Source organism: Klebsiella sp. JN_Kp126 (assembly GCF_033843325.1).
In the GTDB taxonomy this organism is placed as follows: Bacteria; Pseudomonadota; Gammaproteobacteria; order Enterobacterales; family Enterobacteriaceae; genus Klebsiella; species Klebsiella michiganensis.
The window spans coordinates 123,726-148,543 of record NZ_JAWXQV010000042.1; the positions used below are offsets into that span (position 1 = coordinate 123,726).

The 24,818-nt window shown below is 56.5% G+C and carries 24 protein-coding genes; 13 read left to right on the plus strand and 11 right to left on the minus strand.

Annotated elements, in window-relative coordinates:
• Positions 1 to 43 precede the first annotated feature (43 nt).
• The 5 genes from SIK97_RS03505 to sapC form a co-directional block, all read right to left on the minus strand.
• Positions 44 to 1,201 (minus strand): carboxymuconolactone decarboxylase family protein, encoded by a 1,158-nt coding sequence (locus tag SIK97_RS03505; protein WP_014229020.1) that lies wholly within the window; start codon positions 1,199 to 1,201, stop codon positions 44 to 46.
• A 182-nt stretch (positions 1,202 to 1,383) separates the two neighbouring features.
• On the minus strand, positions 1,384 to 2,172 hold the full coding sequence (gene fabI, locus SIK97_RS03510) for an enoyl-ACP reductase FabI (protein WP_004121225.1): 789 nt from the start codon (positions 2,170 to 2,172) through the stop codon (positions 1,384 to 1,386).
• Between the two features lie 237 nt (positions 2,173 to 2,409).
• Positions 2,410 to 3,219, minus strand: a complete 810-nt coding sequence (gene sapF, locus SIK97_RS03515; protein WP_004850180.1) for a putrescine export ABC transporter ATP-binding protein SapF — start codon at positions 3,217 to 3,219, stop codon at positions 2,410 to 2,412.
• Position 3,220: 1 nt separating this feature from the next.
• Entirely contained in the window at positions 3,221 to 4,213 is a 993-nt protein-coding gene (gene sapD / locus SIK97_RS03520; protein ID WP_004850183.1) for a putrescine export ABC transporter ATP-binding protein SapD, read from the minus strand.
• A complete protein-coding gene (sapC, locus tag SIK97_RS03525; RefSeq protein WP_004139490.1) occupies positions 4,213 to 5,103 on the minus strand; it encodes a putrescine export ABC transporter permease SapC in 891 nt (296 codons plus the stop codon). The genes sapD and sapC overlap by 1 nt, the downstream gene beginning before the upstream one ends.
• Before the next feature lie 189 nt (positions 5,104 to 5,292).
• Here sapC and SIK97_RS03530 point away from each other — a divergent pair, with 189 nt between their 5' ends.
• From SIK97_RS03530 to SIK97_RS03540, 3 genes are all read left to right on the plus strand, one after another.
• The gene (locus SIK97_RS03530; RefSeq protein WP_268652013.1) at positions 5,293 to 5,607 is read left to right on the plus strand and encodes an Arm DNA-binding domain-containing protein; all 315 of its coding nucleotides are present in this window, start codon (positions 5,293 to 5,295) and stop codon (positions 5,605 to 5,607) included.
• A gap of 637 nt (positions 5,608 to 6,244) precedes the next feature.
• Positions 6,245 to 7,072 carry a hypothetical protein gene (locus SIK97_RS03535; RefSeq protein ID WP_047724009.1) on the plus strand — a complete coding sequence of 276 codons (828 nt, stop codon included), beginning with the start codon at positions 6,245 to 6,247 and terminating at the stop codon, positions 7,070 to 7,072.
• A gap of 36 nt (positions 7,073 to 7,108) precedes the next feature.
• Positions 7,109 to 7,762: a hypothetical protein gene (locus tag SIK97_RS03540; protein WP_139134503.1), complete on the plus strand. Its 654-nt coding sequence runs from the start codon at positions 7,109 to 7,111 to the stop codon at positions 7,760 to 7,762.
• A 397-nt stretch (positions 7,763 to 8,159) separates the two neighbouring features.
• Here SIK97_RS03540 and sapB read toward each other — a convergent pair whose 3' ends face one another.
• From sapB to SIK97_RS03560, 4 genes are all read right to left on the minus strand, one after another.
• Positions 8,160 to 9,125 carry a putrescine export ABC transporter permease SapB gene (gene sapB / locus SIK97_RS03545; RefSeq protein ID WP_014229022.1) on the minus strand — a complete coding sequence of 322 codons (966 nt, stop codon included), beginning with the start codon at positions 9,123 to 9,125 and terminating at the stop codon, positions 8,160 to 8,162.
• Positions 9,122 to 10,765, minus strand: coding sequence for an ABC transporter substrate-binding protein SapA (gene sapA / locus SIK97_RS03550; protein ID WP_004850192.1), 1,644 nt, complete (start codon positions 10,763 to 10,765; stop codon positions 9,122 to 9,124). The genes sapB and sapA overlap by 4 nt, the downstream gene beginning before the upstream one ends.
• A 362-nt stretch (positions 10,766 to 11,127) precedes the next feature.
• Positions 11,128 to 11,412: a hypothetical protein gene (locus SIK97_RS03555; RefSeq protein ID WP_004850195.1), complete on the minus strand. Its 285-nt coding sequence runs from the start codon at positions 11,410 to 11,412 to the stop codon at positions 11,128 to 11,130.
• A gap of 170 nt (positions 11,413 to 11,582) precedes the next feature.
• Entirely contained in the window at positions 11,583 to 13,889 is a 2,307-nt protein-coding gene (locus SIK97_RS03560; RefSeq protein ID WP_047724008.1) for a helix-turn-helix domain-containing protein, read from the minus strand.
• A 169-nt stretch (positions 13,890 to 14,058) separates the two neighbouring features.
• Between SIK97_RS03560 and SIK97_RS03565 the strand changes: the two genes are divergently transcribed.
• Together SIK97_RS03565 and SIK97_RS03570 are read left to right on the plus strand one after the other, a co-directional pair.
• Positions 14,059 to 15,228 (plus strand): M20 aminoacylase family protein, encoded by a 1,170-nt coding sequence (locus SIK97_RS03565; RefSeq protein ID WP_032719778.1) that lies wholly within the window; start codon positions 14,059 to 14,061, stop codon positions 15,226 to 15,228.
• A 25-nt stretch (positions 15,229 to 15,253) separates the two neighbouring features.
• Positions 15,254 to 16,645, plus strand: a complete 1,392-nt coding sequence (locus SIK97_RS03570) for an MFS transporter (RefSeq protein WP_057173754.1) — start codon at positions 15,254 to 15,256, stop codon at positions 16,643 to 16,645.
• On the opposite strand, the gene pspF is transcribed toward SIK97_RS03570, so the two are convergent.
• Complete coding sequence (pspF, locus tag SIK97_RS03575) at positions 16,636 to 17,625, minus strand: phage shock protein operon transcriptional activator (RefSeq protein WP_014838225.1); 990 nt, start codon at positions 17,623 to 17,625, stop codon at positions 16,636 to 16,638. The genes SIK97_RS03570 and pspF overlap by 10 nt on opposite strands.
• A gap of 152 nt (positions 17,626 to 17,777) precedes the next feature.
• On the opposite strand from pspF, the gene pspA reads away from it, so the two are divergent.
• From pspA to SIK97_RS03610, 7 genes are all read left to right on the plus strand, one after another.
• Positions 17,778 to 18,446, plus strand: coding sequence for a phage shock protein PspA (pspA, locus tag SIK97_RS03580; RefSeq protein WP_004121203.1), 669 nt, complete (start codon positions 17,778 to 17,780; stop codon positions 18,444 to 18,446).
• A gap of 50 nt (positions 18,447 to 18,496) precedes the next feature.
• A complete protein-coding gene (pspB, locus tag SIK97_RS03585) occupies positions 18,497 to 18,721 on the plus strand; it encodes an envelope stress response membrane protein PspB (protein WP_004101459.1) in 225 nt (74 codons plus the stop codon).
• Positions 18,721 to 19,080: an envelope stress response membrane protein PspC gene (gene pspC, locus SIK97_RS03590; protein ID WP_004850207.1), complete on the plus strand. Its 360-nt coding sequence runs from the start codon at positions 18,721 to 18,723 to the stop codon at positions 19,078 to 19,080. Before pspB ends, pspC begins: the two co-directional genes overlap by 1 nt.
• A gap of 19 nt (positions 19,081 to 19,099) precedes the next feature.
• On the plus strand, positions 19,100 to 19,330 hold the full coding sequence (gene pspD, locus SIK97_RS03595; RefSeq protein WP_004101464.1) for a phage shock protein PspD: 231 nt from the start codon (positions 19,100 to 19,102) through the stop codon (positions 19,328 to 19,330).
• Positions 19,331 to 19,363: 33 nt separating this feature from the next.
• Positions 19,364 to 19,678 carry a thiosulfate sulfurtransferase PspE gene (gene pspE / locus SIK97_RS03600; protein ID WP_014229028.1) on the plus strand — a complete coding sequence of 105 codons (315 nt, stop codon included), beginning with the start codon at positions 19,364 to 19,366 and terminating at the stop codon, positions 19,676 to 19,678.
• 88 nt (positions 19,679 to 19,766) lie between these two features.
• Positions 19,767 to 21,164, plus strand: a complete 1,398-nt coding sequence (locus SIK97_RS03605; RefSeq protein ID WP_032750153.1) for a YcjX family protein — start codon at positions 19,767 to 19,769, stop codon at positions 21,162 to 21,164.
• Entirely contained in the window at positions 21,161 to 22,222 is a 1,062-nt protein-coding gene (locus tag SIK97_RS03610) for a YcjF family protein (protein ID WP_032749415.1), read from the plus strand. Before SIK97_RS03605 ends, SIK97_RS03610 begins: the two co-directional genes overlap by 4 nt.
• A 90-nt stretch (positions 22,223 to 22,312) precedes the next feature.
• Here the strand turns inward: SIK97_RS03610 and SIK97_RS03615 are convergent, their stop codons facing one another.
• Positions 22,313 to 23,242 (minus strand): LysR substrate-binding domain-containing protein, encoded by a 930-nt coding sequence (locus SIK97_RS03615; RefSeq protein ID WP_047724007.1) that lies wholly within the window; start codon positions 23,240 to 23,242, stop codon positions 22,313 to 22,315.
• 114 nt (positions 23,243 to 23,356) lie between these two features.
• Here SIK97_RS03615 and SIK97_RS03620 point away from each other — a divergent pair, with 114 nt between their 5' ends.
• On the plus strand, positions 23,357 to 24,670 hold the full coding sequence (locus SIK97_RS03620; protein WP_032749414.1) for a 6-phospho-beta-glucosidase: 1,314 nt from the start codon (positions 23,357 to 23,359) through the stop codon (positions 24,668 to 24,670).
• The last annotated feature ends 148 nt before the right edge of the window (positions 24,671 to 24,818 follow it).

Below are 24,818 nucleotides of genomic sequence, written 5' to 3' on the forward strand. Positions count from 1 at the left end.
TTTACGCGAATATGCCTGCCGCAGCAAGCGCTGTTTCAGCATTTTACGTCTCCTGACGTACATTCCCGAGGGCGATTTTCAGCCGATTCATCCAACCGCACAGCCCGCACCAGGCGAGTAGATCGATAGCCGCGCTACGGGAAAGCCCGTAATCAGTGAGGGGAGTTAGCTGGGCGGCGCTGAAGCGGTCGGGCGCGCGGGTCAAAAGCTGTACGGATTGTAGAAGCTGGCGTTCCATTGACGGGTTGTCTCCCCATGGCTGGACGCCGGATTCATTACCACGCAAAGCGTCCGTGAGATCGGCTAAATCTGGACATCGCGAGGCCCACGCGTTAAAGCAGCTGATGCTGCCATTAATCCGCGCAGCGATCAGCGCCACCTGCGCGGCGAACGGTTGCCGATCGCTGAGGTGGGTGAGAAGCTGTTCCTGCAGAGCCAGAGGAGGTTCCTGAGCCGCCAGCAGCGGGGCAAGTTCAAACAGGCCCGGATGTTTTCGCCAGTTCGCTAAAAGAGACTGACGCTCATCGTCGGCGTAGCGTAAGTCCGCGTCGTCAAGTCCTGGCTGCCAGTCACTCTCCCTCGCGACGAAAAGCGCTTCCGGGGCATCTTCCTGCTGCGGCATGCCGGGGATCCAGCGCACCGGGTAACCCAGCGCGGCATGGAAGGCGGCGATAGCGCGGGCCTGGAAGCTGATAAAGCCAATTATCTGATTGATAAGGATAATATCGCGACTGGTCAGGCCGACTTCGTCCAGCTGGCTGCGGGCGAGCGCGTTGATCAGCGAAGGAGAGCTCGCGAGCTGACGCGCATACTGGGTAATTTGCGCCAGACGACGGTTGCTCTCTCGCGAGGAGTCCGGGCCGGGAAGCGGCGCCAGGCGAGCGGCGTAGTGATTACACAGGCGCTGTACGCCATAAACCTGGGCGACGGTCAGCGCCGTACTTAGCCGGTCATAGGCGCTAAATGTCTGTAGACGGTTAACCGTCACTGACGCGGGAAAGAGGGCATCTGCCAGCCGACGGGCCGGCGTAAGCCAGCGCGCATGCGCCTCGAGCAGCTCCCGGGGGAGAGTCAGATCGAGTAGAAAACGATCTTCGACATGGGCGGCTTCAGGGACGAGCGGCAATACATCCACCGGGCAGATTGTTGACTGGGTCTCATGATACCAGTGGTTTTTGCCGTTAACGCGGCGTTGCTCCATGGGCGTTCCTTGTTCGGTATGTGGCAAACCGCCGTTTCGCGGTCATGCTATGCGGAACTATCCTGGCTTAACCCTGGAGCGGGAGAAAATATTGATCCGTGCTAACAAATAGCGGATTGGAATAACAGAAGGAAAGCGCGGGGGAAATACCCCTCCTCGCGGGCGCGAGGAGGGTAACGAACTTATTTCAGTTCCAGCTCGTTCATGGCGGCGATGCTGAAGCCGCCGTCAACGTGAACGACTTCGCCGGAGATGCCGGCAGACAGGTCGGAGCACAGGAATGCTGCGCTGTTGCCCACGTCTTCAGTGGTGACGGTGCGACGGATCGGGGTGACCGCTTCGCAGTGCGCCAGCATCTTACGGAAATCTTTAATACCGGAAGCCGCCAGGGTACGGATCGGACCGGCAGAGATGGCGTTAACGCGAACGCCTTCCGGGCCCATGGCGTTCGCCATGTAGCGCACGTTAGCTTCAAGAGAGGCTTTCGCCAGACCCATCACGTTGTAGTTCGGGATGGCGCGCTCTGCGCCCAGGTAGGAGAGCGTCAGCAGGGCGGAGCCCGGGTTCAGCATACCGCGGCAGGCTTTCGCCATCGCCACAAAGCTGTAGGCGCTGATATCGTGAGCGATTTTGAAACCTTCACGAGTCACCGCGTTAACGTAGTCGCCGTCCAGCTGGTCTGCCGGCGCAAAGCCGATAGAGTGGACGAAACCGTCGAACTTCGGCCACACTTTTGCCAGCTCGGTGAACAGAGACTCGATGCTCTCATCTTCCGCGACATCGCACGGCAGGACGATATTAGAGCCCAGCGCGGCGGCAAATTCTTCCACACGACCTTTCAGTTTTTCGTTCTGATAGGTGAACGCCAGTTCAGCCCCTTCACGGTGCATGGCTTGCGCGATGCCGTAGGCGATGGACAGTTTGCTGGCAAGGCCAGTCAACAGAATGCGCTTACCGGAAAGAAAACCCATAGCTTTTAATCCTTATCGTTATTGCGTATTTTTACTTTAACAATCATTTGGTTAGCATTGTTATTTCAAAATAACTCAAATTTAGCCGGGAATTATATCCCACTGACGACCCCTTGTGTCACGATATTTTTCTGCCATTCGCCACGTCATATCGCGCTTTGGCTACCGTGTATACAAGAGTATACCATCGGATATGACGGCGACCTGGCGCTAGCGCCGTGCAAATTACGCCTCGGTTTATTTACCGTCTTTACGCCAGGCATCGGCAGTCAGCGCCTCGCCGAAATGACCGGCAATCAGGCGTTTTGTCAGCTCGTGCAGCGGAGACGCCAGAACGTCGGCGGTGCTGCCGCGTTCGACCACTTCGCCCTGATGCATCACCAGCACCTGATCGCTGATGTGCTTCATCATGCCCAGATGCTGAGTCACGTAAATGTAGGAGATACCCTGTTTTTCCTGCAGCTCCAGCATCAGGTTTATCAGCTGCGAGCGCATTGACATATCCAGCGACGCCAGCGCTTCATCGCAGACGATGACCTTCGGACGCAGGATCAGCGCGCGCGCCAGGCCCAGACGCTGTTTCTGTCCCGGCGCCAGCATATGCGGGTAGTAGCTGACGTGGTCCGGCAGCAGGCCAACCATTCGCAACGTTTCGATAATCTGCTTCTGCCGCGCCTCGGGTTCAAGGTCGGTATTCAGGCGCAGCGGAAAATCGAGGATTTGCGAAATACGCTGCCGAGGATTGAGCGAGGTCGACGGATCCTGAAAGATCATGCGAATTTTCTGGCTGCGGAAAGAGTAATCGCCAAACGCCAGCGGGCGATCGTCAATCAGCAGTTCGCCGGTACTGGGTTCGACCATTCCGGCGAGCATTTTTGCCAGCGTTGACTTGCCGGAGCCATTCTCGCCGATAATCGCCAGCGTCTGGCGCTCGCGCAGGGTAAAGCTTAACGGCTTAACCGCCTCCACCGTTTGCCGATGAAACCAGCCGGTGCGGTAGCGAAAGGTCTTACTCAGATTGCGCACTTCAAGCAATGTTTCGACCATTTCACTCTTTCTCCATGTTCAGCGGGAAATGACAGGCATAGAGGTGGTTACGGGCGCCCACCAGCCGGGGCGTTTCGATACATTCGCGCTGGGCATAGGGGCAGCGCGGCCCGAGCCGGCAGCCGATGGGCAGCTGTTCGAGCAAGGGGATCGCCCCCGGCAAGGTGTTGAGCCGACTCTTGTGCGGCATGGCGCTGCCGAAATCGGGAATCGCCCGAATCAGCGCCTGCGTGTAAGGGTGATGAGGAATCGTCACCAGCTCTTCGCTCGGCGCGGTTTCCACCGTCTGCCCGCAGTACATCACGTTGATTTTGTCCGCCCATTTACTGAGCATCTGCATATCATGACTGATCAGCAAAATGGTGGTGTTGTTGTTTTGGTTTAACCGCGTCAGAAGGCGGATGATTTGCGCCTGCGTCGTGGCCTCCATGGCGTTAGTCGGCTCATCGGCGATCAGCAGCCGCGGCTGGTTAGCCAGCGCGATGGCGATCATGACCTTCTGGCACTCTCCGTCCGTCAGCTCGTAGGGGAAGCTGCGCATCGCATCTTTATGGTCTTTGATCCCGACGCGGTGCAGGAGCTCGATGGCGCGCCGCTTGCGCCAGCCCAGGCGCTGCCACCAGCGTCCTTTAAAGGTCCAGCCGGGGATATTCTGCGTTAATTGCTGGCCGATCCGTTCGGAAGGGTCGAGACAGGATTGCGGCTCCTGAAAAATCATTGAGACGTTGTGGCCCACCAGCTTACGCCGCTCGCGCACCGACAGACGCAGCAGATCGATGTCGTCAAAGCGCATGCGGTCGGCGGTTACCCGCCAGTTGTCCTTGGTGACGCCGCATATCGCTTTAGCTATTAAGCTTTTGCCGGAGCCGGACTCTCCGACGAGGCCGCGTATTTCCCCCTCGGCGAGAGTCAGGCTGACGCGATCTACGGCTTTCACCCAGCCTTCGTTGGTCTTGAATTCAATGGTTAAATTACGGATGTCGAGTAATGGCATTATTCCACCCCGGCGATGATGGCGCGGCGGATCCCGTCGCCCAGCAGATTAACCAGCAGGACGCTTATCATGATAGCCGCACCCGGCAGCATCACCGTCCACGGCGCCACGTAAATCAGCTCCAGCGCGTCGCCGAGCATCGCTCCCCATTCGGGGGAAGGCAGTTGAGCGCCGAGATCGAGGAAGCCCAGCGCAGCGATATCCAGGATCGCCATCGACAGCGCGCGGGTGATCTCGGTGACCAGGCCTGAGGTAATATTCGGCAGCACCGCGAACCATAAAATATTCAGCGTCGAGGCCCCGTCAAGGCGGGCGGCGATAACGTACTCTTTTTCCAGTTCGTCATGCACCATGCTGTAGACCGAACGCACCATCCGCGGCAGAAGCGCCAGCCAGACGGCGAACATCGCGTGGCTGAGGTGCGGCCCGGCGAAGGCGACCACGATAATGGCCAGCAGCAGCGACGGGATCGACAGCAGCGTGTCAAGAATATGGTTCATCACCGCAGACCGCAGGCCGTGGGTAGAACCGGCAATCACGCCAAGCACCAGTCCCAGCAGGGCGGCGCCCAGCGTCACCACAAACGCGCCGCCGACCGTCGGCGCCGCGCCGCTCAGCAGGCGGCTCAGGACGTCGCGACCGAGATCGTCGGTACCGAGAAAGAACGACACTTCGCCGTACCGCGACCAGGACGGCGGTAGCAGCTGGTAGCCGAGAAACTGCTGATCGATGCCGTAAGGAGCGAACCAGCCGCCGAAAACGCACAGCAGCGCCAGCGCCGCACAGCCGTACAGGCCGATCATGGCGGTCGTATCGCCGTAGAATTTTCGCCATACGGTGCGCAGCGCACCCGGCGGGCGCTTCTCCAGATAGACGCTATCGTAGGGCATATGAACCTGTTTTATGTTTGTTAATCATGCTGACTTCTTTTTAATGTATCCGCTCACTGTGCGGGTTTCCGCTCATTCATGCTGCCAAACTGTCTAATCCGACTTGCCGTGAAGATACCCAATTTACCAAAATGTGTACATTCAGGCGCATATCGCCCTGGAATGTACGCATGGTGACTGACACCAGGTATGAAAGCTCTTGGTGAGAAAAGAAACAAAGTTGAAGTTATTTCAGATTCTCATGGACGGGCCGTCAGACTATCCATAAACGGCAGTATAACATTCTTTTATTGGTACAGATGGAACGGCAAAGCCGTACAGCTGACGATTGGCGATTATCCGTTCGCTTCATTATCTTACTCAAGAGAGCAGGGGCTGCAATGTAGACCCTGGCTGGCGGAAGGGGGTGACTCAAGACGCCAGACGCTCTGCAAGCAACAGAGAAAAACGATGCTTTCACCACCAAAGACGCCATCGTTTACTGTATCCCTGAAGGGATTGTAAACCTGATTTTAAAAGAGGTGAGCTTACGGGACTTTTTCAACTTCGTCTGTTCTGCTGGTTGGCGCTTCAGACGGCCGGCCAGGTTGATATCCCCTGCTTCAGGTGCGTGCGTATAAGGCGACTTTTACTGGTTGATAGAAATTTGCTCATCTGAGCGGCCACGGGTAACAGGTCGAGAGTTTATTGATTTAGCTGCCATCCACTATTTGTTGGATATTTCGCGAGAATAAACCTTTTGTTTTGTAAGGAACCCTATATTTACCACTTGGGGTATTAATTATTTTTGATACTGCGTTTAATTTTGATTTAACGCTTTTGAAAATAACTTTGACCAAAGTCAATTTTGCACGCCAGTTATTATTGTGCCATAGCTCGGCCCTATTGAAATGTTCACTACCATAGAAACTAACAATTGCACTACCCGTTATTTTTATGGCACTTTAAGTTCACTTTTGATTTCTAAGCGACGACACTTATATTTTATTAAGAGCATTTATTGAAGTTCTGATTTTTATAGTTATTGAATAACCCTGGCGCAAGAATGAATCATGGTGCGCCGGCTAATCTCATTATTAATGTCATCGTTTAAAAAGCGATAGATGGCTTTTTTTTGGTAACCAGAGAGGTCCTCATCTAAATGAATGAAAAGAAAAACAACCTTGCCAATGTAAATAATAATTTCATTGGCTCAAGAACTATTCCTAATACAGGTCTGCTATATCGATTTCATTTTCCCAGCGACGCGGCGCGAGAGATTGGCCAGGGATATGCGCTTCGCCAAAATACCATTGGTATGATTGAACCAATGAGTTTAGAAAATGCTGAAACTCATAAAATTCCACCGGGAGTAGCAATAGCGGGGGTTTCAGGGATTTTAGATTTGATCGGTGGGGTCATCGATATAGCTGACTCAGCTTTGTCTTTTGCGACTGCAGTACCTGGGCGCGTTAAACATAATATTATGTTCAAAAATGACGCGGATATGATAGTTGTACCTGGGCAGGTAAACGTTCCAAACGGTTACAATTATAATGAAGTGCCAAAGATCATGTTTCCCGGAGAGTCCAGCTCATTTAGCGAAAGTCATTTACCGAATGCAAATAGTACACAAAGACTGAGCTTTTCCTTTAGCGCAATCTCTACTGATGAAAATATTCTGCCAGTAACCACAAACGCTTCACAGGCTGGGGTCTTTAACTTCGAAGTGTTTGTTGGCAGAAATGCTAACACCGTTTTCCTGGAAAGAGTCCATGGTTTTATCTCAACGAATCATGAGGTTTTCGAACTGAACGTTGGCGTCAATAACGTGTCAGGACGTTCATTGAATTACGTTGGTTTTCGCGCGGCAGCGGGAACCAATCTACCATCATTTGGTATCGCACTAATGGAAACGCAGATTGCAACGGCTGCATCCACAACGATGAGTACAAAAATAGTTTTTACGCCGTTAAATGTCCGCTCATGAAAATCTGTAAAGTTAACCGATGTAATGGAGTTAAAAATGAAACCTGAAACTTTTTTTGCTGCAAATAACAGGAATAGAACGGCTGAGGTCGCTCGCTCTGCATGGCGATTTTTGAATAAATCCAGAGTTTCTGCAGAAAAAAATCCGATGATTATTGGGCCGCTAGTTTCACTTGTTTCTGCCGCAATGGGGATTGTAAGTAGCACTTTGTCTCTTGCCGGAACAATAGCAGATAGAGCTCCGGCTCCACACTCTCTTCGCCTGAATATTCGTTTTCAAAATCTGACCAATCGGGTAGCAGTGGTAGACGTTGCTCAAAATTCAAACTCAAGAACATGGAACTCTCAAGCCATTTTAAGTGGCCAGACTGTTGTATTTCCTTTCACTATTGGAGGAAGGCAGGCTGGTGAGCATTTATTCTCAATAATGGTAACGGATGCGACGGGTAATCAATCTCATAGCTATGGTTTCAGCATAACAGATAATACTAACGATGTGCGAGTAACACGTGCCATTGTCGGTACTGGCGGATGGGTATCGGGACCTGCAACGACAAATTTACGGGAAAACATTCCCATGATTTACTCAGGTGCTGAAAGTTCAGGTTTGCCTGTGACTTTATATTGTACGTCAGTCATGGGGGGAGTTATGAATCAAGCCGTGAATATTGATGTTTCACTATTAAATTAAGATTGGCCGGTCGTTTGATACAATGAAATTTCATATCAAGTCTCCGGCCGATTTATGCCGGTGCCGCGACCCAGCAGCAAAACTTTAGTACCCGGCGCTACGTTGTCATGATACGGGTTAAAGGGGAGATCGCACTCTGACTATCCGGCCAGGCAGCCCGGATATTCATCACGGATTTGTGATTGAGCAAAGCGTCCGCACATGGTTACCTGCGGTCTTCAGACTGAAAGTATGGCTCAAAGGGAGGAATAGCTCCGACAGTCACATAACAAACGACTGTCGGAGCGAACAGCTAAAACAATGTGTACAAATTTGTGTATTAAAACCAATTAACAACCGAAACTTTTCCCATTTAACAATATGATTTTAAATGGTTTAAAGTTGATATCGGTAAGCGCTATCGTAGGGCATACCATTCCTTATGTTTCAGTGGGTTAGCCATAGCACCCAGAATATCGGATATCACGTTCACAATAATCACCAGCGCGCCGATGACCATCACGCCCGCTGAGATCGCGGCGTAGTCCTGTTGGCGAATCGCGTTAATCAGCCAGCGGCCCAGCCCCGGCCAGCTAAAGACCATTTCGGTAATCATCGCCAGCGTTAGCATGGTGGAAAACTGCAGTCCCAGGCGCGGGATCACCGGCGGCAGGGCGTTGTGCAGGACGTGGCGGTGTAAAATCGTCCGCCGCGATACGCCGCGGGTGGCGGCGGCTTTGACATAGTTGGTGTCGTATACTTCACTGGTGCTGATACGCATCAAACGGATCACTTCCGTCGTCGGCGCTACCGCCAGGGTTAGCACCGGCAGCACCATGTGGCGCGCCGCGCTGACGATCATTTCATGGCGCCACGGGGAGTCGGATAGCCATGCGTCGATCAGCGCAAAGCCGGTGACCGATTTCACTTCATACAGCAGATCGAAGCGCCCGGAGACCGGAAACCAGCCCAGGGTAAGGGAGAAAAACAGGGTCAGCAGCAGCGCCAGCCAGAAGACGGGAATCGAAAAGCCCAGCAGCGCCAGGGCGCTGATCAGGGTATCTTGCCATTTGTTGCGCATAATGCCCGCCAGCATACCGACGGGGATCCCGATCACCAGCGCGAAGCCGAAGGCGAGGATACAGAGCTCCATGGTAGCGGGAAAGACCTCTTTAAGCTGCTCGGAAATCAGCTGACCGTTGATGCTGGAAACGCCGAAATCCCAGTGCAGCACGCCCTCAAACCAGAATAGCCAGGCGTTCCACAGCGAGGCGCCCTGCAGCGGCGCGTGGGGCGTAAAATAGCTCAGGCTAAAACCGACAAAGGTCAGCAGGAAGAGGGTAATCAGCAACAGCAGCAGGCGACGCAGAGTAAAAATAATCATGGTTTTTTCACCTCGTCTTCTTTTTCCCGCGAGACGCCTGCGAAAGAGGCGTTGCCAAACGGGCTCAGCACCAGGCCTTTCATGTCGTAACGATAGGCCTGCAAACGCAGGGAGGAGGCCAGCGGCAGTACCGGCAGTTCATTGGCAAGAATGCGCTGCGCCTCTTTGTAGGCCTCAATGCGCGAGGCTAGCTGCTGGGAAGTGAGCGCCTTTTGCAGCACCTCGTCGAATTCGCGATGACACCAGTGAGCATAGTTGGTTTGTGAGGTAATCGCCGCGCAGCTCAAAAGCGGACGGAAAAAGCTGTCCGGATCGTTACTGTCCGTTGCCCAGCCGGACAGCGTCAGGTCATGACTCATATCCATTAATCTGGCCTCCTGGAACCGGCCTTCGACCGGCACAATAATCACCTTCACGCCAATTTGCGCCATATCCGCCTGAATAAGCTCGGCGGTTTTCAGCGGGCTGGGGTTCCAGGCCTGCGAGCTGGTTGGCACCCACAGCTTAAGCGTTAGGTTTTCCAGCCCCAGGGCTTTCAGCCGGGCGCGGGCTTCCGTGGGGTTATATTCGGTGATCCTGGCGTCGTTATCGTAGGCCCAGGAGGCGCGAGGCAGCATAGACGCGGCGGTTTCCGCCGTGCCGTAGTAGATCGACTGCATCAGGCGCTGATTATTGATGGCCAGCGCCAGCGCATGGCGTACCTCAGGATTATCGAGCGGCGGCTTAGCGGTGTTAAACGCCAGCCAGGCGATGTTCATTCCCGGGCGCAGGGTCAGGCGCAGACGCGGGTCGTCACGCAGAATAGAGAGCTGGCTTGCGGCGGGCCAGGCCAGCACGTCGCACTCGCCGGTCAGCAGTTTTGACAAGCGGCCGGTGCCGCCGGAGCCGAGATCGACCACCACCTGCGGCATCAGCGGTTTACCGCGCCAGTAGGCCGGATGGCGCTGCAGGCGAATGTACTGACCGCTGCGATACTCCTCCAACTGGAACGGACCGGTGCCGACCGGTTGCCGATCGATCAGTTCCTGGCGATCGTTCTGCGCCAGCTTCGCGGCATACTCTGCCGACATCACCGAGGCGTAGTGGGTGGCCAGATGCCACAGGAACGAGGCGTCCGGGCGTTTGAGGCGAAACTCGACGGTATGACTATCCAGCTTACGCACGCTTTCCACGCTGTCGGCAAACTGTAAGCTATCGAAATAGGGAAAGCTGCTGCCGTTAACGTTGTGCCACGGGTGGTCGCGATTAAAAATGCGGCCAAAGGTGAAAATGACGTCATCGGCATTAAAATTACGGGTCGGTTTGAACCAGGCGGTGGTCTGAAAAGGCACGTTGTTGCGCAGGTGGAAGCGGTAGGTTGCGCCGTTGTCCAGCACCTCCCAGCTTTCTGCCAGTTCGGGAACCAGGCGATAAGTATAGGGGTCGACGTCAAGCAACCGGTCGTAGAGCTGGGCGGCCAGGGTATCGACAATCAGGCCGCTGCTGACCTTTTGCGGGTTGAAGGTGTTGACCTGACCGCTCACGCAATAAACGAAGCCGCTATCGCGAATATCCGCGTGCGCAGGCAGCGCTGGCGCGGCAAAAGCTTGCCCGTACAGCATACATACCGCTGCCAGGAGAGAAGACAATTTCAGGCGCATAGTTTCTTTTTGATTAAAGAGCAAGGCTCTATCTTATTAATATTAAATAACATTTACCACCACCTTATTGCTCATGGAGATAATATAAGCGAGGCTGCGTCGGTTATTTGACCAACTGATTCAAATTCATACCGCTGATTAACTTCGAGTATACCTCGTAAATCATCCGACGTTTGTCATCAGGCAAGCGAGGGGTTGAGCAAAGCGTATTTTCGATTCATCTGCCGCACGGCTTGAGGAAGCTATGGGTATTGAGCATGGCGCTTATTTGCGTCGAAGCCCCGATATCCGCCACATGGTATCTTTTTATTGGCGGTTTCTCCAGCCAGCCGTGGCTGTACGGCTGGCTGGCGGTCGAGGCGCTACAGGGGAAGGAGTCGGTTATAGCGGGCGATGTAATCTTTGGGATTAATTTCCAGCTTTTCGCCATCGTGATGGTGGGCAACATAAGTACGCAGTACCAGGCCGCTGTTTTGCGGCGTAATTGTCCAGCCCTGTTGACGATATGCATCTTCGGTTGAGCGGATAAGCAGGTCCGAAAAGATCATCATGACCGAGAGCGCCGGCGCGCGGTGGCTTTTCATGGTATGGACCAGGCTGACGTGCGCCGCATAGCGGCCGAGCGTTGAAGGATTAACCGGAATCATCTTTATTTTCAGTCCATTGAGTCATGATGCGCTGATGATAGTTCACATGAGGATATCTTGCTAGTTACAATTTTTTAACCCCATGCGAACGGGCTGCCTCGCAAGCAAAAGCTATTTTTCACGGCACAGGCCGCTTGCAGAAAGAAACAGGGTAGTGACGCTGTCACTTTTCAATCGCCGAGCGGCGTGAATTCATAAAGCGCCAGCGCATTGCTCTCCAGCGAATCGACAAGCTGCCAGCGGTCGCTATCCGGCGTCTCTTCACTGACGCGCAGCGCCGGACGCGCTCTGTGCATCAGCCAGCGATAGTCCTCATCGTCAGGCCCGCTTTGGCTGCGAAAGGCCTCAAACAGCGGGAAGAGCGCGCCATGGTGCCGATCGAACAGATGATGTTTGATTCGCCAGCGTCCTTCAAGGCCGAGCAGGCGCACGCTCCAGGGCTGACTAAAGCGCTGGATAAACGCCTCCTCGCTGGAAAGCCAGGGATTGAAAACTACCGTGTTGCGCAGCAGTAGCTGATAATGGCCGTTATGGCGCAGCAGCAGCAAGTTCTTGTCGTTGATCACCACCTCGCCCCGCAGCCTGCGCCACAGCCATAGCACCCAGTAGACCGGTCGCGGCAGACCGTGGAGATAGTGCAGCGCCAGGCTGGAAGTATCCAGCTTGCCGTTGGCGCGGGCTTCCCCCTGCAGCCCTGAATTCAGCCAGAATCCCGCGAGCCAAACCTGATCCGCCAGTCCCAGCAGATTATCCATCAGCAGCGCGCCGCGAAAGAAACGGCCGTTGGTATCGCGGGTATCGCCGGTGAGGGTATTCCACGAGAGCAGCCAAAGCGGCAGCAGGAGCTGCCGCTGGCGCAGCGCGCTATGAAGTTTGCGCAATTTGTGTACCGGATAGTTTTCGCTGGCGGCCAGTTTCTGGCTATCCACCTGCGCGAGATCCAGCAGTTCATTAGCATCGGCCTGGCAGGCCAGAAAATCCGCCTCGACCAGCAGCGGTGAACGCAGAAGGGGATCGTCCTCCACCTGTTGAGGGAAACGGTGCCAGATCCCCAGCGCCGACTGCGGCGATAGCCTCTGCAGGATCGCCTTTTGTTGCCGCCAGGCGTGCTGGCGGGCCTCGTCGCTGGCCTGAGGGGACCAGTGCCAGACGAAGTGCCAGCTGGCGAGGGTTGCTGGCGGAAAATGGTTAGCGGACAGAGAGAGGAAACGTTGCAGCAGGTCGCCGCGGGTGGTGAGCCCGGTATGCAGTATCACCGCCAAGCCCTGGGTCGCCAGCCAGCTAAAAATGCGCTGCAGGTTATACCAGCAGGCATACCCGGCCATTTGCGGATCGTCCCAGCCGGTGCCGAACAGGCGGCTGCTGAGAAACGGATCGTGAATATCGATGGCGAATATCGGCAGCGCGTCGTGCAGCTGTTCCAGTTCGCGGCGGACATCCTCGCGCAGCAGATCGTCCAGTTCACGAACGGTAATCACCATTCGGGTGTGACGCAGCGGCGCGCCGCGCGCCGGGAGTTCGCGAACATCGAGATGGCGGGTTTGTTGGGGGCTGAGCCGCAGCGGCGGGCTATCCAGACCGTAGGTTTGCGGCGCGTTGAGCCGGGCGTACAGCCGATCGATTGACACCGGCTGCCATCGCTCGGTCTGCTGTAGGTGCGGGCGGAGAGATTCGACCGCCGTCTGCGGGTGCTGCTGGCGGAACTGGCGCGGCGTCAGGCCGTGCTCGCGTTTAAACAGGTCGCTCATCACCCGGCTGCTGGCAAAGCCCTGCTGCTGAGCGATCTGCTGTATCGATTGACGCGTCGTCGTCAGCTGCTCCGCGGCTTTGCGCAGGCGCAGCCCGGTGATGTACTGCATAAAGCTGACGCCCACCTCTTTGCGGAACAGACGCGAGAGCCAGGCCTCAGAAACAAACTCCGCGGCGGCTATCTCCTGCAGCGACAGGCGCCGTTGATAGTTGGCGTCGATTCGCGCCACCACTCTGTTAATTCGCTGGCTCCAGCGTTCGGCTCCGCGAGACGCCTGGGCGGTGAGGGGACGGCTGAAGCGTGACGCCAGCAGGAGAGCAATTTCGCTAAGCCAGCGGTTGGCCTCCAGCCGGTAGTGGGCCTGCGGATTGACCAGACCGAGGACCAGCAGCTGGCGCATCAGGTAGCGCAGGGTGTCTTCGGCATCGCGGGTTTCGCTGCTGCTCTGGTAGGCGGAGGCAAAAAAATCGCCGTCGAGGCGGGTCAGCCATCCGGCGTTCAGCGACAGCGCCATCACGACGTTCTCCGTCTTGCTGTGCAGGCTCCAGCGGCGATGACGATTCACTATCGCCAGTTCATCGGCCTGCAGGTACCGACCCGTCTCGCCATCGCGGAGTTCGACGCTGCCCTCAAGCAGCCATAGCAGCGTCAGAGCATCGTTTTCCTGCTGGCTCAGCTGCCGGATATCGCGAACCACAACCTGAAAGTCGCCTGAATGATGCTCCACCGTCGCCTCCTGAAGACAAAAAACAGCACCTCATTTTTTGTCATAACCGTTTTGTATGAAAAACACTCATTAATAATCCGTCACTATAAAACAAAAAAGCGCATTTTAAAGCCAACAGGGATGCATAAACTCGAAAGTGTCGTGCAAACACAACACAGGAATAATAAAAATGACACACCCGATTATTGAGGCATTACAGGTTAACGAGGCGCAGTTTGTCGCGCTTCGCCGCCGCTTCCATCAGCAGCCGGAAATTGGTTTTGAAGAGCATAAAACCAGCGAAGAGGTTGCCCGCCTGCTCGGCGAATGGGGCTATCAGGTTCACCGCGGTCTGGCGGGCACCGGCGTGGTCGGTACTTTACGCGTCGGCGAGGGTAAAAAACGGTTGGGGCTACGGGCGGATATGGACGCGCTGCCGATGCAGGAGATGAGCGGCAAAGCGTGGGCCAGCCGGGTCGACGGTCGTTTTCACGGCTGCGGCCACGATGGCCATACCACCACGCTATTGTACGCCGCGGAATATCTGGCGCGCACCCGGCAGTTTAACGGCACCCTGCAGCTTATTTTTCAGCCTGCCGAGGAGTTGCTCTACGGCGGTCGGGTCATGCTGGAAGACGGCCTGTTTGACCAGTTCCCCTGCGATGCCATTTTTGGCCTGCATAATATGCCGGGGCAGCCGTTAGGCAGGATTGGCCTGCGCGATGGGGCGATGATGGCTTCCTCGGACACTCTCCATATTGAAGTCAAAGGGGTGGGCGGACACGGCGCGGTACCGGAGCATACCGTCGACGCCACGCTGGTTGCCTGTCATATCACCCTGGCGCTGCAATCCATTGTTTCCCGAAACATCACGCCGTTTGAACCAGCGGTCGTGACCGTGGGCAGCATTCAGGCCGGGCACGCCCCGAACATTATCAACGACAAGGTGTTAATGAAGCTCACGGTGCGCACCTTAAACGAACAGGTTCGCGAGACCGTCCTGCAGCGCATTCACGATATCGCCGTTGCTCAGGCCGAGAGCTTTAACGCCAGCGCCGCCTTAACCCACGTTAACGGCAGCCCGGTTTTAAGGAACGATCCGGCTGCCAATGAGATGGTCCGCACGGTGGCGACCGCGCTGTTTGGCGAGGCGCAGGTCGGCGAGGTGAAGCCGTTTATGGGCAGCGAAGATTTTGCTTTTATGCTCGAGCGCAATCCGAACGGCTGCTATTTCACCATCGGGGCCGGGGACGAAGCGGATCGCTGCATGGTGCATAACCCGGGATACGACTTCAACGATGCGCTGTTGCTGAAAGGCGCCGCGCTGTGGTGCGCCCTGACGGAACACTATTTGCGTTAATGTCCGCAACGAAGAGGACCCTGCTATGAGTTCTGTATCGCTAAGCGAAGCGCAGTTCGTCGGCACCGATCGTCTGCTGGCGGGTATTGTATTGAGCGTTCTGACCTTCTGGCTGTTTGCCCAGTCGGTGATTAACGTGGTTCCGGCGATGAAGAGCAGCCTCGATATTTCGCTGGAAACCCTGACCCTGGCGGTGAGCCTGAGCGCCTTATTCAGCGGCTGCTTCGTGGTCGCCAGCGGCGGGCTGGCGGATAAATTCGGCCGCATGCGCATGACTACCCTGGGCCTGATCCTCAGCATTGTCGGTAGCGCAATGCTGGTGCTCTCTCAGGGACCCGCGCTGTTCCTGGCCGGGCGCGTTTTACAGGGGCTGTCGGCCGCCTGCATAATGCCGGCGACGCTGGCGTTAATTAAAACCTGGTATGAAGGCAAAGCGCGCCAGCGGGCGGTCAGCTTCTGGGTCATCGGCTCGTGGGGCGGCAGCGGTCTGTGCTCGTTTGTCGGCGGCGCGATCGCCACCGGTCTGGGCTGGCGCTGGATCTTTGTTTTCTCCATCGCGGTAGCGCTGGCGGCGCTGTTTTTGCTGCGCGGTACGCCGGAAAGCCGCAGCGCCGGCGCGCAGCAGCATAAGCTGGACATCAGCGGCCTGCTCAGCCTGATCCTTGCGCTGGTGCTGCTAAATCTGTTTATCAGCAAAGGCCACGGCTGGGGCTGGACCAGCGCAACCTCGCTGGCGATGCTGGCCGGCGCGCTGGCATCGGGGCTGTTTTTTATCCGCAGCGGCCAGCGTAAGGGCGACGCGGCGCTGATTGATTTCGCGCTGTTTCGCAATCGGGCCTACAGCGCCGCGGTGTTGTCGAACTTTATGCTCAACGGCGCCATCGGTACGATGATGATTGCCAGCATCTGGCTCCAGCAGGGGCATCATCTGAGCCCGCTGGAGAGCGGAATGATGACGCTCGGCTATCTGGTTACCGTGCTGGCGATGATTCGGGTGGGCGAGAAGCTGCTGCAACGCTACGGCGCGCGTTTGCCGATGATGAGCGGCCCGGTCTTTACCGCGGTCGGTATTCTTCTTATCTCCTGCACCTTCCTCGATAAATCGACCTATATCGTCACGGTCTTTTTCAGCAACGTGCTGTTTGGCTTCGGCCTGGGCTGCTACGCCACCCCGTCAACGGACACCGCGGTGGTTAACGCTCCTGAGAATAAGGTAGGCGTGGCCTCGGGGATCTATAAGATGGGCAGTTCGCTCGGCGGAGCGATGGGTATTGCGGTGACAGCGTCACTTTTTGCGCTGTTTTTACCGCTCGGCATGGCCAGCGCGGCGCAGTATGCGCTGTGGTTTAACGCCGCGCTCTGCCTGGGTTCAATGGCGGTGAGCGCGCTGCTGCTTCCGCGTACAGGTCAAAGCTGATGTTTTTTCAGCAGCGCCCGCAGCTGGTGGTAGGTTAGCCCCAGCAGTTCGGCCGCCTGCTTTTGATTGTACTTCGCCTGTTCGAGGCTTCTCTCGAGCAGGCTTTTTTCTTGCTCCTGCTGGAAAGCGCGTAAATCGAGCGGCAGCGTGGGGCCAGGCGTCTTCTCCACTTCGACGGGCGTCGCCGCGTGCTGCTGGCGGAAGGGGTTAATAATAATATTATCCAGCTCGCGCTCGCTGCTGCCGTGGCGGTAGACCGAGCGTTCAACCACGTTTTTTAATTCACGGATATTCCCCGGCCAGCGGTAGTTCTGCAGCGTCATGGCGGCGCGTTCGCTAAAGCCGGGAAACAGCGGCAGTCCGAGCTCGCGGCACATCTGGATAGCAAACTGGGTGGCGAGCAGCATGATGTCGCTCTGGCGCTCGCGCAGCGGCGGCAGTTGCACCACATCAAAGGCCAGACGGTCGAGAAGGTCGGCGCGAAAAAGTCCGTCTTCCACCATTTGTGGCAGGTCGGCGTTGGTCGCGCACACCAGGCGGACGTTAACCTGCAGCGGTTGGCTGCCGCCGACGCGCTCCAGTTCGCCATACTCAATCACGCGCAGCAGTTTTTCCTGTACCAGCATCGGCGCGGTGGCCAGCTCATCGAGAAACAGGGTACCGCCGTCGGCGCGCTCGAAGCGCCCCGGGTGACGTTTACTGGCCCCCGTAAAGGCGCCGGCCTCATGCCCGAACAGCTCCGAATCGAGCAGATTTTCATTGAGCGCCGCGCAGTTCAGGGAGATAAACGGCCCCTGCCAGCGGGAAGAGAGGAAGTGCAGACGGCTGGCAATCAGCTCCTTGCCGGTTCCGCGCTCGCCAATAACCAGCACCGGTTTATCGAGCGGCGCCAGTCTTGAGACCTGCTCCAGCACCTCAAGAAAGCTATTGGCCTCGCCGAGCAGGTTGTCCTTGTAATCCGCCATGATGAATTTCGCCATTTAGTAGTGTGATTCACCAGGTCACTTTAGCAATGCGCTGGCCAGATAACAACCACTTCCATTAAAATCAATAAGATAAAAACTTGGCACGGCATTTGTATTAGTCATGGCACAGGCCGGTGCCTGACACCAGAACTATGAGGATTGAAATTATGGGTATTTTTTCTCGTTTTGCCGACATCGTGAACGCCAACATTAACTCTCTGCTGGAGAAAGCGGAAGATCCGCAGAAGCTGGTTCGGCTGATGATCCAGGAGATGGAAGACACGCTGGTTGAAGTCCGTTCGACCTCGGCGCGGGCGTTGGCTGAAAAGAAACAGCTGAGCCGTCGTATTGAACAGGCCGTTGCCCAGCAGGCGGAATGGCAGGAAAAAGCCGAGCTGGCGCTGCGTAAAGAGAAAGAGGATCTGGCCCGTGCGGCGCTGATCGAAAAGCAGAAGCTGACCGACCTTATCGGCAGCCTGGAAAACGAAGCGCAGCTGGTTGATGAAACGCTGGCGCGGATGAAAAAAGAGATTGGCGAGCTGGAAAACAAACTCAGCGAAACCCGCGCCCGTCAGCAGGCGCTGATGCTGCGTCATCAGGCTGCAAGCTCCTCCCGCGACGTTCGCCGTCAGCTGGACAGCGGTAAGATTGACGAGGCGATGGCGCGTTTTGAATCGTTTGAACGCCGCATCGATCATATGGAAGCCGAAGCCGAAAGCCACCGCTTCGGTAAAGATAAATCGCTGGATCAGCAGTTCGCCGATCTGAAAGCGGACGATGAAATCAGCGAGCAGCTGGCGGCGTTGAAAGCCAAAATGAATCAAAATAACCAGTAATGTCTTCGGGCGGCACCAAGACGTGCCGCCGCCATCAGCAAGGAGTTCACATGAGCATGCTTTTTCTCGCCATCCCTTTGACGTTGTTTGTGCTGTTTGTTTTGCCGGTCTGGCTCTGGCTGCATTACAACAACCGCACCGCCAGCGGCAGCCTATCGCAGAACGAACAGCAGCGCCTGCTGCAGCTGACCGATGACGCGAAGCGCATGCGCGAGCGTATTCAGGCGCTGGAGGCGATTCTTGACGCTGAGCATCCGAACTGGAGAGAGAAATAATGAGCGGACTGGATCTGAGTAAAAAACTGTGGCGCATTCCGCAGCAGGGCATGGTGAAAGGGGTTTGCGCCGGCATCGCGCAGTACCTGGACGTGCCGGTTAAGCTGGTGCGCCTGATTACCGTACTGGCAATGATTTTTGGCCTGTTCCTGTTTGTGGTGGTGGCCTACATCATTCTCTCGTTTGCGCTGGATCCTATGCCGGAAAGCGAGCTGTATGGTGAAAAAACGCCGAGCAGCGGAGAGCTGTTGGCCGCCGCGGATAAGGAGCTGGCAGCAGGGGAGCGTCGTCTGCGTGAAATGGAACGCTACGTCACTTCCGACACCTTTTCGCTACGCAGTCGTTTTCGCCAGCTATAACTGAAAGTTGAGGTTAATAATGAACATGAAATGGCAGCAGGCCGGGCAAAAAGTCAAACCGGGTCTGAAAATCGCAGGCAAGCTGGTGCTGCTCACCGCGCTGCGCTACGGCCCGGCGGGCGTCGCAGGCTGGGCGGTAAAATCCGTCGCGCGTCGGCCGCTGAAAATGCTGCTGATGCTTGTTCTGGAACCGATGCTCAGCCGGGCGGCGCAGCGGTTTTCTAAACGTCGCGGATGGCGTATGTTATGAGTGCCTAAAAACTCACTCTATCAGGATGATAAAATGCGAAAACTGCTTCTGGGTTTAGCGCTGGCCATGGCCTTACCCGTCTTCGCGGCGGAGCACTGGATTGACGTCCGCGTTCCGCAGCAGTATCAAAAAGAACACGTCGACGGGGCGGTGAATATCCCGCTGGCGGATTTAAAAACGCGGATTGCGGCTGAAGTACCGGATAAAAACGATACCATTCACGTCTATTGCAACGTTGGCCGGCAATCTGGCCAGGCTCAGCAGATGCTGAGCGAAATGGGCTACACGCAGGTGGTGAATGCCGGCGGCCTCAGTCAGATCGCCAGGCCGAAAAGCGCCAGCAAATAATTTTCCGCCCCGTCGCAGCGGGGCTATTGCACTTTATGATTAGCCCTCATGTCTATTTCCCTCGTTCTTCAGGCTCAACAGGATGGCGATGAAGCGACTCAAAACAGAATTTAATGCGCTGGTGAATCGTGGGGTTGACCGGCATCTTCGCCTGGCCGTCACCGGCCTTAGCCGCAGCGGCAAGACCGCCTTTATCACCGCGCTGGTAAATCAACTGCTCAATATTCACGCCGGGGCGCGGCTGCCGCTGCTCAGCGCAGCGCGTGAAGAACGCCTGCTGGGCGTCAAGCGCGTCCCGCAGCGGGATTTCGGCATTCCGCGTTTTACCTATGACGAAGGGCTGGCCCAGCTGTACGGTCAGCCGCCGGTCTGGCCAACGCCCACCCGCGGCGTCAGCGAAATCCGCCTCGCTCTGCGCTATCGCTCCAACGATTCGCTGCTGCGCCATTTTAAAGAGACCTCGACCCTCTACCTGGAGATTGTCGACTATCCCGGCGAGTGGCTGCTGGATCTGCCGATGCTGGCCCAGGACTATCTGACCTGGTCACGGCAGATGACCGGATTACTGCAGGGGCAGAGGGCGGAGTGGTCAGCGCGCTGGCGTCAGCTATGCGAAGGACTGGATCCGCTGGCGCCCGCCGATGAAACCCGTCTGGCGGAGATCGCCGCGGCGTGGACCGACTATCTGCATACCTGTAAGCGCGAAGGGATGCACTTCATTCAGCCGGGGCGCTTTGTGCTGCCCGGCGAAATGTCCGGCGCGCCGGCGCTGCAGTTCTTTCCCTGGCCGGACGTTGATGCCGCCGGTGAAGCTAAGCTGGCGCAGGCGGACAAACAGACCAATGCCGGAATGCTGCGCGAGCGTTTTAAATACTATTGCGAGAAAGTGGTTAAGGGCTTCTACAAAGATCATTTCCTGCGCTTCGATCGGCAGATCGTGCTGGTGGATTGCCTGCAGCCGCTTAATAGCGGGCCGCAGGCGTTTAACGACATGCGTCTCGCGCTGACGCAGCTGATGCAAAGCTTCCACTACGGGCAGCGCACGCTGTTTCGTCGCCTGTTCTCACCGGTTATCGATAAGCTGCTGTTCGCCGCGACCAAAGCCGATCACGTCACCGTCGATCAGCACAGCAATATGGTGTCGCTGCTGCAGCAGCTGATTCAGGATGCCTGGCAGAACGCGGCGTTTGAAGGCATCAGCATGGATTGTCTGGGGCTGGCGTCGATTCAGGCGACGCAGAGCGGCCTTATCGAGGTGAACGGTGAGAAGATCCCTGCGCTGCGGGGGCATCGGCTAAGCGACGGACAGCCGCTGACCGTCTATCCCGGAGAAGTGCCCGCGCGCCTGCCGGGTCAGGCCTTCTGGGAGCAGCAGGGCTTTCAGTTTGAAAACTTTCGCCCGCAGGTAATGGACGTTGATAAACCGCTGCCGCATATTCGCCTTGACGCGGCGCTGGAATTTTTGATCGGAGATAAATTGCGATGACCGAACCTTTAAAACCGCGTATCGATTTCGATGGCCCGCTGGAGGTGGAAAAGGCGCAAATTCTGAAATCCGCGCGCGCTTTTGACGGTGCCGATGCGGAGAAGTTCGCTCCTGCGCGGCTCGGCGCGCCGGAAGAAGAAGAGGGCGCGGCGGAAGCGGTGGTGGAATCGGTGCTGCGACCTAAGCGCAGCCTGTGGCGAAAGATGGTCAGCGCCGGGCTGGCTATTTTTGGCGTCAGCGTCGTGGCGCAGGGCGTGCAGTGGACGATGACCGCCTGGCAAACGCAGGACTGGATCGCCCTCGGCGGCTGCGCTGCCGGCGCGCTGATCGTCGGGGCGGGCGTCGGTTCGGTGGCGACCGAATGGCGCCGGCTGTGGCGGCTACGCCAGCGCGCACACGAGCGCGATGAGGCGCGGGACCTGATGCACAGCCATGCGGTTGGCAAAGGGCGCGCCTTTTGCGAAAAGCTGGCCCAGCAGGCGGGGCTGGATCACTCGCACCCGGCGCTGCAGCGCTGGTATGCGGCGATCCATGAAACGCAGAACGATCGTGAAGTGGTGAGCCTGTACGCGCAGATCGTGCAGCCGGTACTGGATGCGCAGGCGCGGCGTGAGATTAGCCGTTCGGCGGCGGAATCGACGCTGATGATTGCCGTCAGCCCGCTGGCGCTGGTGGATATGGCGTTTATCGCCTGGCGTAATTTACGTCTGATCAACCGCATCGCCACTCTGTACGGTATTGAACTGGGCTACTACAGCCGCCTGCGCCTGTTCCGCCTGGTGCTGCTGAATATCGCTTTTGCCGGCGCCAGCGAGCTGGTGCGGGAAGTCGGGATGGACTGGATGTCGCAGGATCTCGCGGCCAGGCTATCGGCGCGCGCGGCGCAGGGAATTGGCGCCGGTCTGCTGACGGCGCGGCTGGGTATTAAGGCGATGGAGCTGTGCCGTCCGCTGCCGTGGATCGCCGACGATAAACCGCGGCTGGGTGATTTTCGCCGCGAGCTGATCGGCCAGCTAAAAGAGACGTTGCAGAAGAGCAAAAGCGGCGCGGAAAAATAAGTCGCTTAAGCATTCCCGGCTTGCGGCGTGAACGCCTTAGCCGGGCTACGGGTTCCTGCCGTCTGCGGTCTGGTAGCCCGGACAGGCGCGTCAAGCGCCGCCTCGGACCGGGGATTTATCCTGACCACACTCCTGTTTTAACCATTCGCTAAAGGCGAGAAAACGCGGACGCGAGCGGTTCTCTTGCGGACAAATCAGGTTGTAGCCAAACGGCGATGGCACCCGATGCGGACTTAACGCCACCAGCTTACCCACATCCAGAAGAGGTTGAATCAGCGTCTGGCGGCCCATCATCACCCCTAAGCCATTTTCGGCCATTTGGATCGCGATGGAGTGGTTATTCACGGCGTAATAACGTCCTTCGAAAGGTAATTCAGCCTGAGTTTGTTGACACCATAGCCGCCATTCGGCAAAAAGATCCTGAATATCCGTCGATTCGGAAGCATGGATCCAAACCACGCCCGACGCTTTCCCCGCGCTCAGCGGCTGGTGCTGGCGCTGATATTCCGGCGAACATACCGGCAGCAGGCTTTCATTCATCAACCGCTCCTGATACAGATCGGGGTACAGTGTCGCCCCGTAGTAAATCGCCAAATCCACGCGCTCTTCGTTAAAGTCCATCACCCCGGCGCGCACGCGGAACTGTAAATTTAGCCCCGGCCACTGCGCCTGAAAGCGCGGCAGGCGGGGCATTAGCCACAGATGCGCCAGCGTCGGAGCAATGCCGACATGCAATGTGCCGCGCAGATCCTGCTCGCGAATGTCTTCGATTTCATCATTAATCGCGCGCAGCGAGTGGCTTAGCGTGGTCAGCAGGCGTTTGCCTTCTTCAGTCAGCGCCAGCTTACGCGTCAGCCGAATAAACAGACGAAAACCGATGTGCATCTCCAGTTTGCGGATCCGATGGCTGACCGCCCCTTGGGTCAGATTCATTTCATGCGCCGCGAGGGTGAAGCTCAGGTGCCTTGCCGTCACCTCAAATGTTTGCAGCAGCGCCAGGATGCTTTGTTGCTCCAGCATGATCATTCTCCGTTATGCATTACTCACATTCATGCATGCGCCGTTTTATTTCGTTTGTTACGCCAGTTATGGTGGTTTTAAATAGTTATACCTTATATCAAATGGAGATATACCATGTCCGGACTTAAAATTGTGGTGATAGGCGGCGGTTCCAGCTATACCCCGGAACTGATCGAAGGTTTACTTAAGCGGCATGCTGAGATGCCGGTTAAGTCGCTGTGGCTGGTGGATATTGAAGACGGCAAAGAGAAGGTAGACATTATTGCCGGGCTGGCGCGGCGCATGATTGCTAAAGCCGGTTTATCTATTGAGGTGGTGGCGACGCTTGACCGGGAAAGCGCGTTGCAGGGGGCTGATTTTGTGTGCTCGCAGTTTCGCGCCGGGTGCCTGGATGCGCGCATCAGCGACGAGCGCATCTCGTTAAAATATGGCCTGATTGGCCAGGAAACTAACGGACTGGGCGGTTTCGCCAACGCTTGTCGGACGATCCCCATCGCTCTTGAAATTACGGCGGATATGGAACGCCTGTGCCCGGATGCCTGGCTGCTCAACTTCACCAACCCATCGGGCATGGTGACGGAAGCGGTGCTGCGCCATAGCAAGATTAAGGCCGTGGGCCTGTGTAATGTGCCGGTAATTATGCAAAAGGGCGTGGCGCAGTTGCTTAATTGCTCAAATGAAAATGATTTCATCATGCAGGTCGCGGGTCTGAACCACTTTATCTTCGTGCGGCAGATCCTGCACAAAGGGAAAGAGTGGCTACCGGAGGCGATAGCGCAGATTGCCGCGGGCAACGACCCGCTGGTACCGCGCAATATTCCGCCATTCCGCTGGCCGCAGCATCTGCTGCAAGGACTGGGGATGATCCCCTGCGCCTACCTGCGTTATTACTATATGAAGGACGACATGCTGCGTCAGGAACTGGCGGAGGCTGATGGCGAGGGGACGCGCGGCGAGGTGGTGAAGCTGCTGGAAAAAGAGCTGTTCGCCCAGTACAGCGACCCGAATCTGGCGGTAAAACCGAAGGCCCTGGAGGGGCGCGGCGGGCAATATTATTCTGAAGCCGCCTGTGAACTGATGAACAGTATCTACAACGATAAACGAATTATTATGCACGTTAACACCCGCAACAATGGCGCGATTAACGGCCTGCCTGACGACTGCGCGGTCGAGGTCAGTTCACTGATTACCGCATCCGGCCCGCAGCCGCTGAACGTGGCGTCATTCCCGGAAGATACGCTGCGCCTGCTGCAACTGATGAAGTCTTTCGAGCGTCTGACCATTGAAGCGGCGATAACCGGCAATCGGCATACCGCGTGGCGCGCGCTGGTGCTCAACCCGCTGATCGTCAGCGGCGAGAGGCTTGAACAGGCGCTGGATGAGGTCATCGAGCATAACCGGAAACTACTGCCCGCGTTTCATCAATAGTTGCAATTGCTGCTTCATGATAGCCGATTATCCGATCGGCTACTTTACCTCCGGGCGCATAACTTTACGGCAGAAAGGCCATTTTTCCGCCATACTGTCAATAATTGTTGACAGCTATCTTCACGCCAGCAAATAACTGTCCTATCAT

Coding starts and splice junctions, on each gene's coding strand:
- SIK97_RS03505 (WP_014229020.1), bottom strand. CDS start 1,201: ATGGAGCAACGCCGCGTTAACGGCAAAAACCACTGGTATCATGAGACC.
- fabI (WP_004121225.1), bottom strand. CDS start 2,172: ATGGGTTTTCTTTCCGGTAAGCGCATTCTGTTGACTGGCCTTGCCAGC.
- sapF (WP_004850180.1), bottom strand. CDS start 3,219: ATGGTCGAAACATTGCTTGAAGTGCGCAATCTGAGTAAGACCTTTCGC.
- sapD (WP_004850183.1), bottom strand. CDS start 4,213: ATGCCATTACTCGACATCCGTAATTTAACCATTGAATTCAAGACCAAC.
- sapC (WP_004139490.1), bottom strand. CDS start 5,103: ATGCCCTACGATAGCGTCTATCTGGAGAAGCGCCCGCCGGGTGCGCTG.
- SIK97_RS03530 (WP_268652013.1), top strand. CDS start 5,293: ATGAAAGCTCTTGGTGAGAAAAGAAACAAAGTTGAAGTTATTTCAGAT.
- SIK97_RS03535 (WP_047724009.1), top strand. CDS start 6,245: ATGAATGAAAAGAAAAACAACCTTGCCAATGTAAATAATAATTTCATT.
- SIK97_RS03540 (WP_139134503.1), top strand. CDS start 7,109: ATGAAACCTGAAACTTTTTTTGCTGCAAATAACAGGAATAGAACGGCT.
- sapB (WP_014229022.1), bottom strand. CDS start 9,125: ATGATTATTTTTACTCTGCGTCGCCTGCTGCTGTTGCTGATTACCCTC.
- sapA (WP_004850192.1), bottom strand. CDS start 10,765: ATGCGCCTGAAATTGTCTTCTCTCCTGGCAGCGGTATGTATGCTGTAC.
- SIK97_RS03555 (WP_004850195.1), bottom strand. CDS start 11,412: ATGATTCCGGTTAATCCTTCAACGCTCGGCCGCTATGCGGCGCACGTC.
- SIK97_RS03565 (WP_032719778.1), top strand. CDS start 14,059: ATGACACACCCGATTATTGAGGCATTACAGGTTAACGAGGCGCAGTTT.
- SIK97_RS03570 (WP_057173754.1), top strand. CDS start 15,254: ATGAGTTCTGTATCGCTAAGCGAAGCGCAGTTCGTCGGCACCGATCGT.
- pspF (WP_014838225.1), bottom strand. CDS start 17,625: ATGGCGAAATTCATCATGGCGGATTACAAGGACAACCTGCTCGGCGAG.
- pspA (WP_004121203.1), top strand. CDS start 17,778: ATGGGTATTTTTTCTCGTTTTGCCGACATCGTGAACGCCAACATTAAC.
- pspB (WP_004101459.1), top strand. CDS start 18,497: ATGAGCATGCTTTTTCTCGCCATCCCTTTGACGTTGTTTGTGCTGTTT.
- pspC (WP_004850207.1), top strand. CDS start 18,721: ATGAGCGGACTGGATCTGAGTAAAAAACTGTGGCGCATTCCGCAGCAG.
- pspD (WP_004101464.1), top strand. CDS start 19,100: ATGAACATGAAATGGCAGCAGGCCGGGCAAAAAGTCAAACCGGGTCTG.
- pspE (WP_014229028.1), top strand. CDS start 19,364: ATGCGAAAACTGCTTCTGGGTTTAGCGCTGGCCATGGCCTTACCCGTC.
- SIK97_RS03605 (WP_032750153.1), top strand. CDS start 19,767: ATGAAGCGACTCAAAACAGAATTTAATGCGCTGGTGAATCGTGGGGTT.
- SIK97_RS03610 (WP_032749415.1), top strand. CDS start 21,161: ATGACCGAACCTTTAAAACCGCGTATCGATTTCGATGGCCCGCTGGAG.
- SIK97_RS03615 (WP_047724007.1), bottom strand. CDS start 23,242: ATGCTGGAGCAACAAAGCATCCTGGCGCTGCTGCAAACATTTGAGGTG.
- SIK97_RS03620 (WP_032749414.1), top strand. CDS start 23,357: ATGTCCGGACTTAAAATTGTGGTGATAGGCGGCGGTTCCAGCTATACC.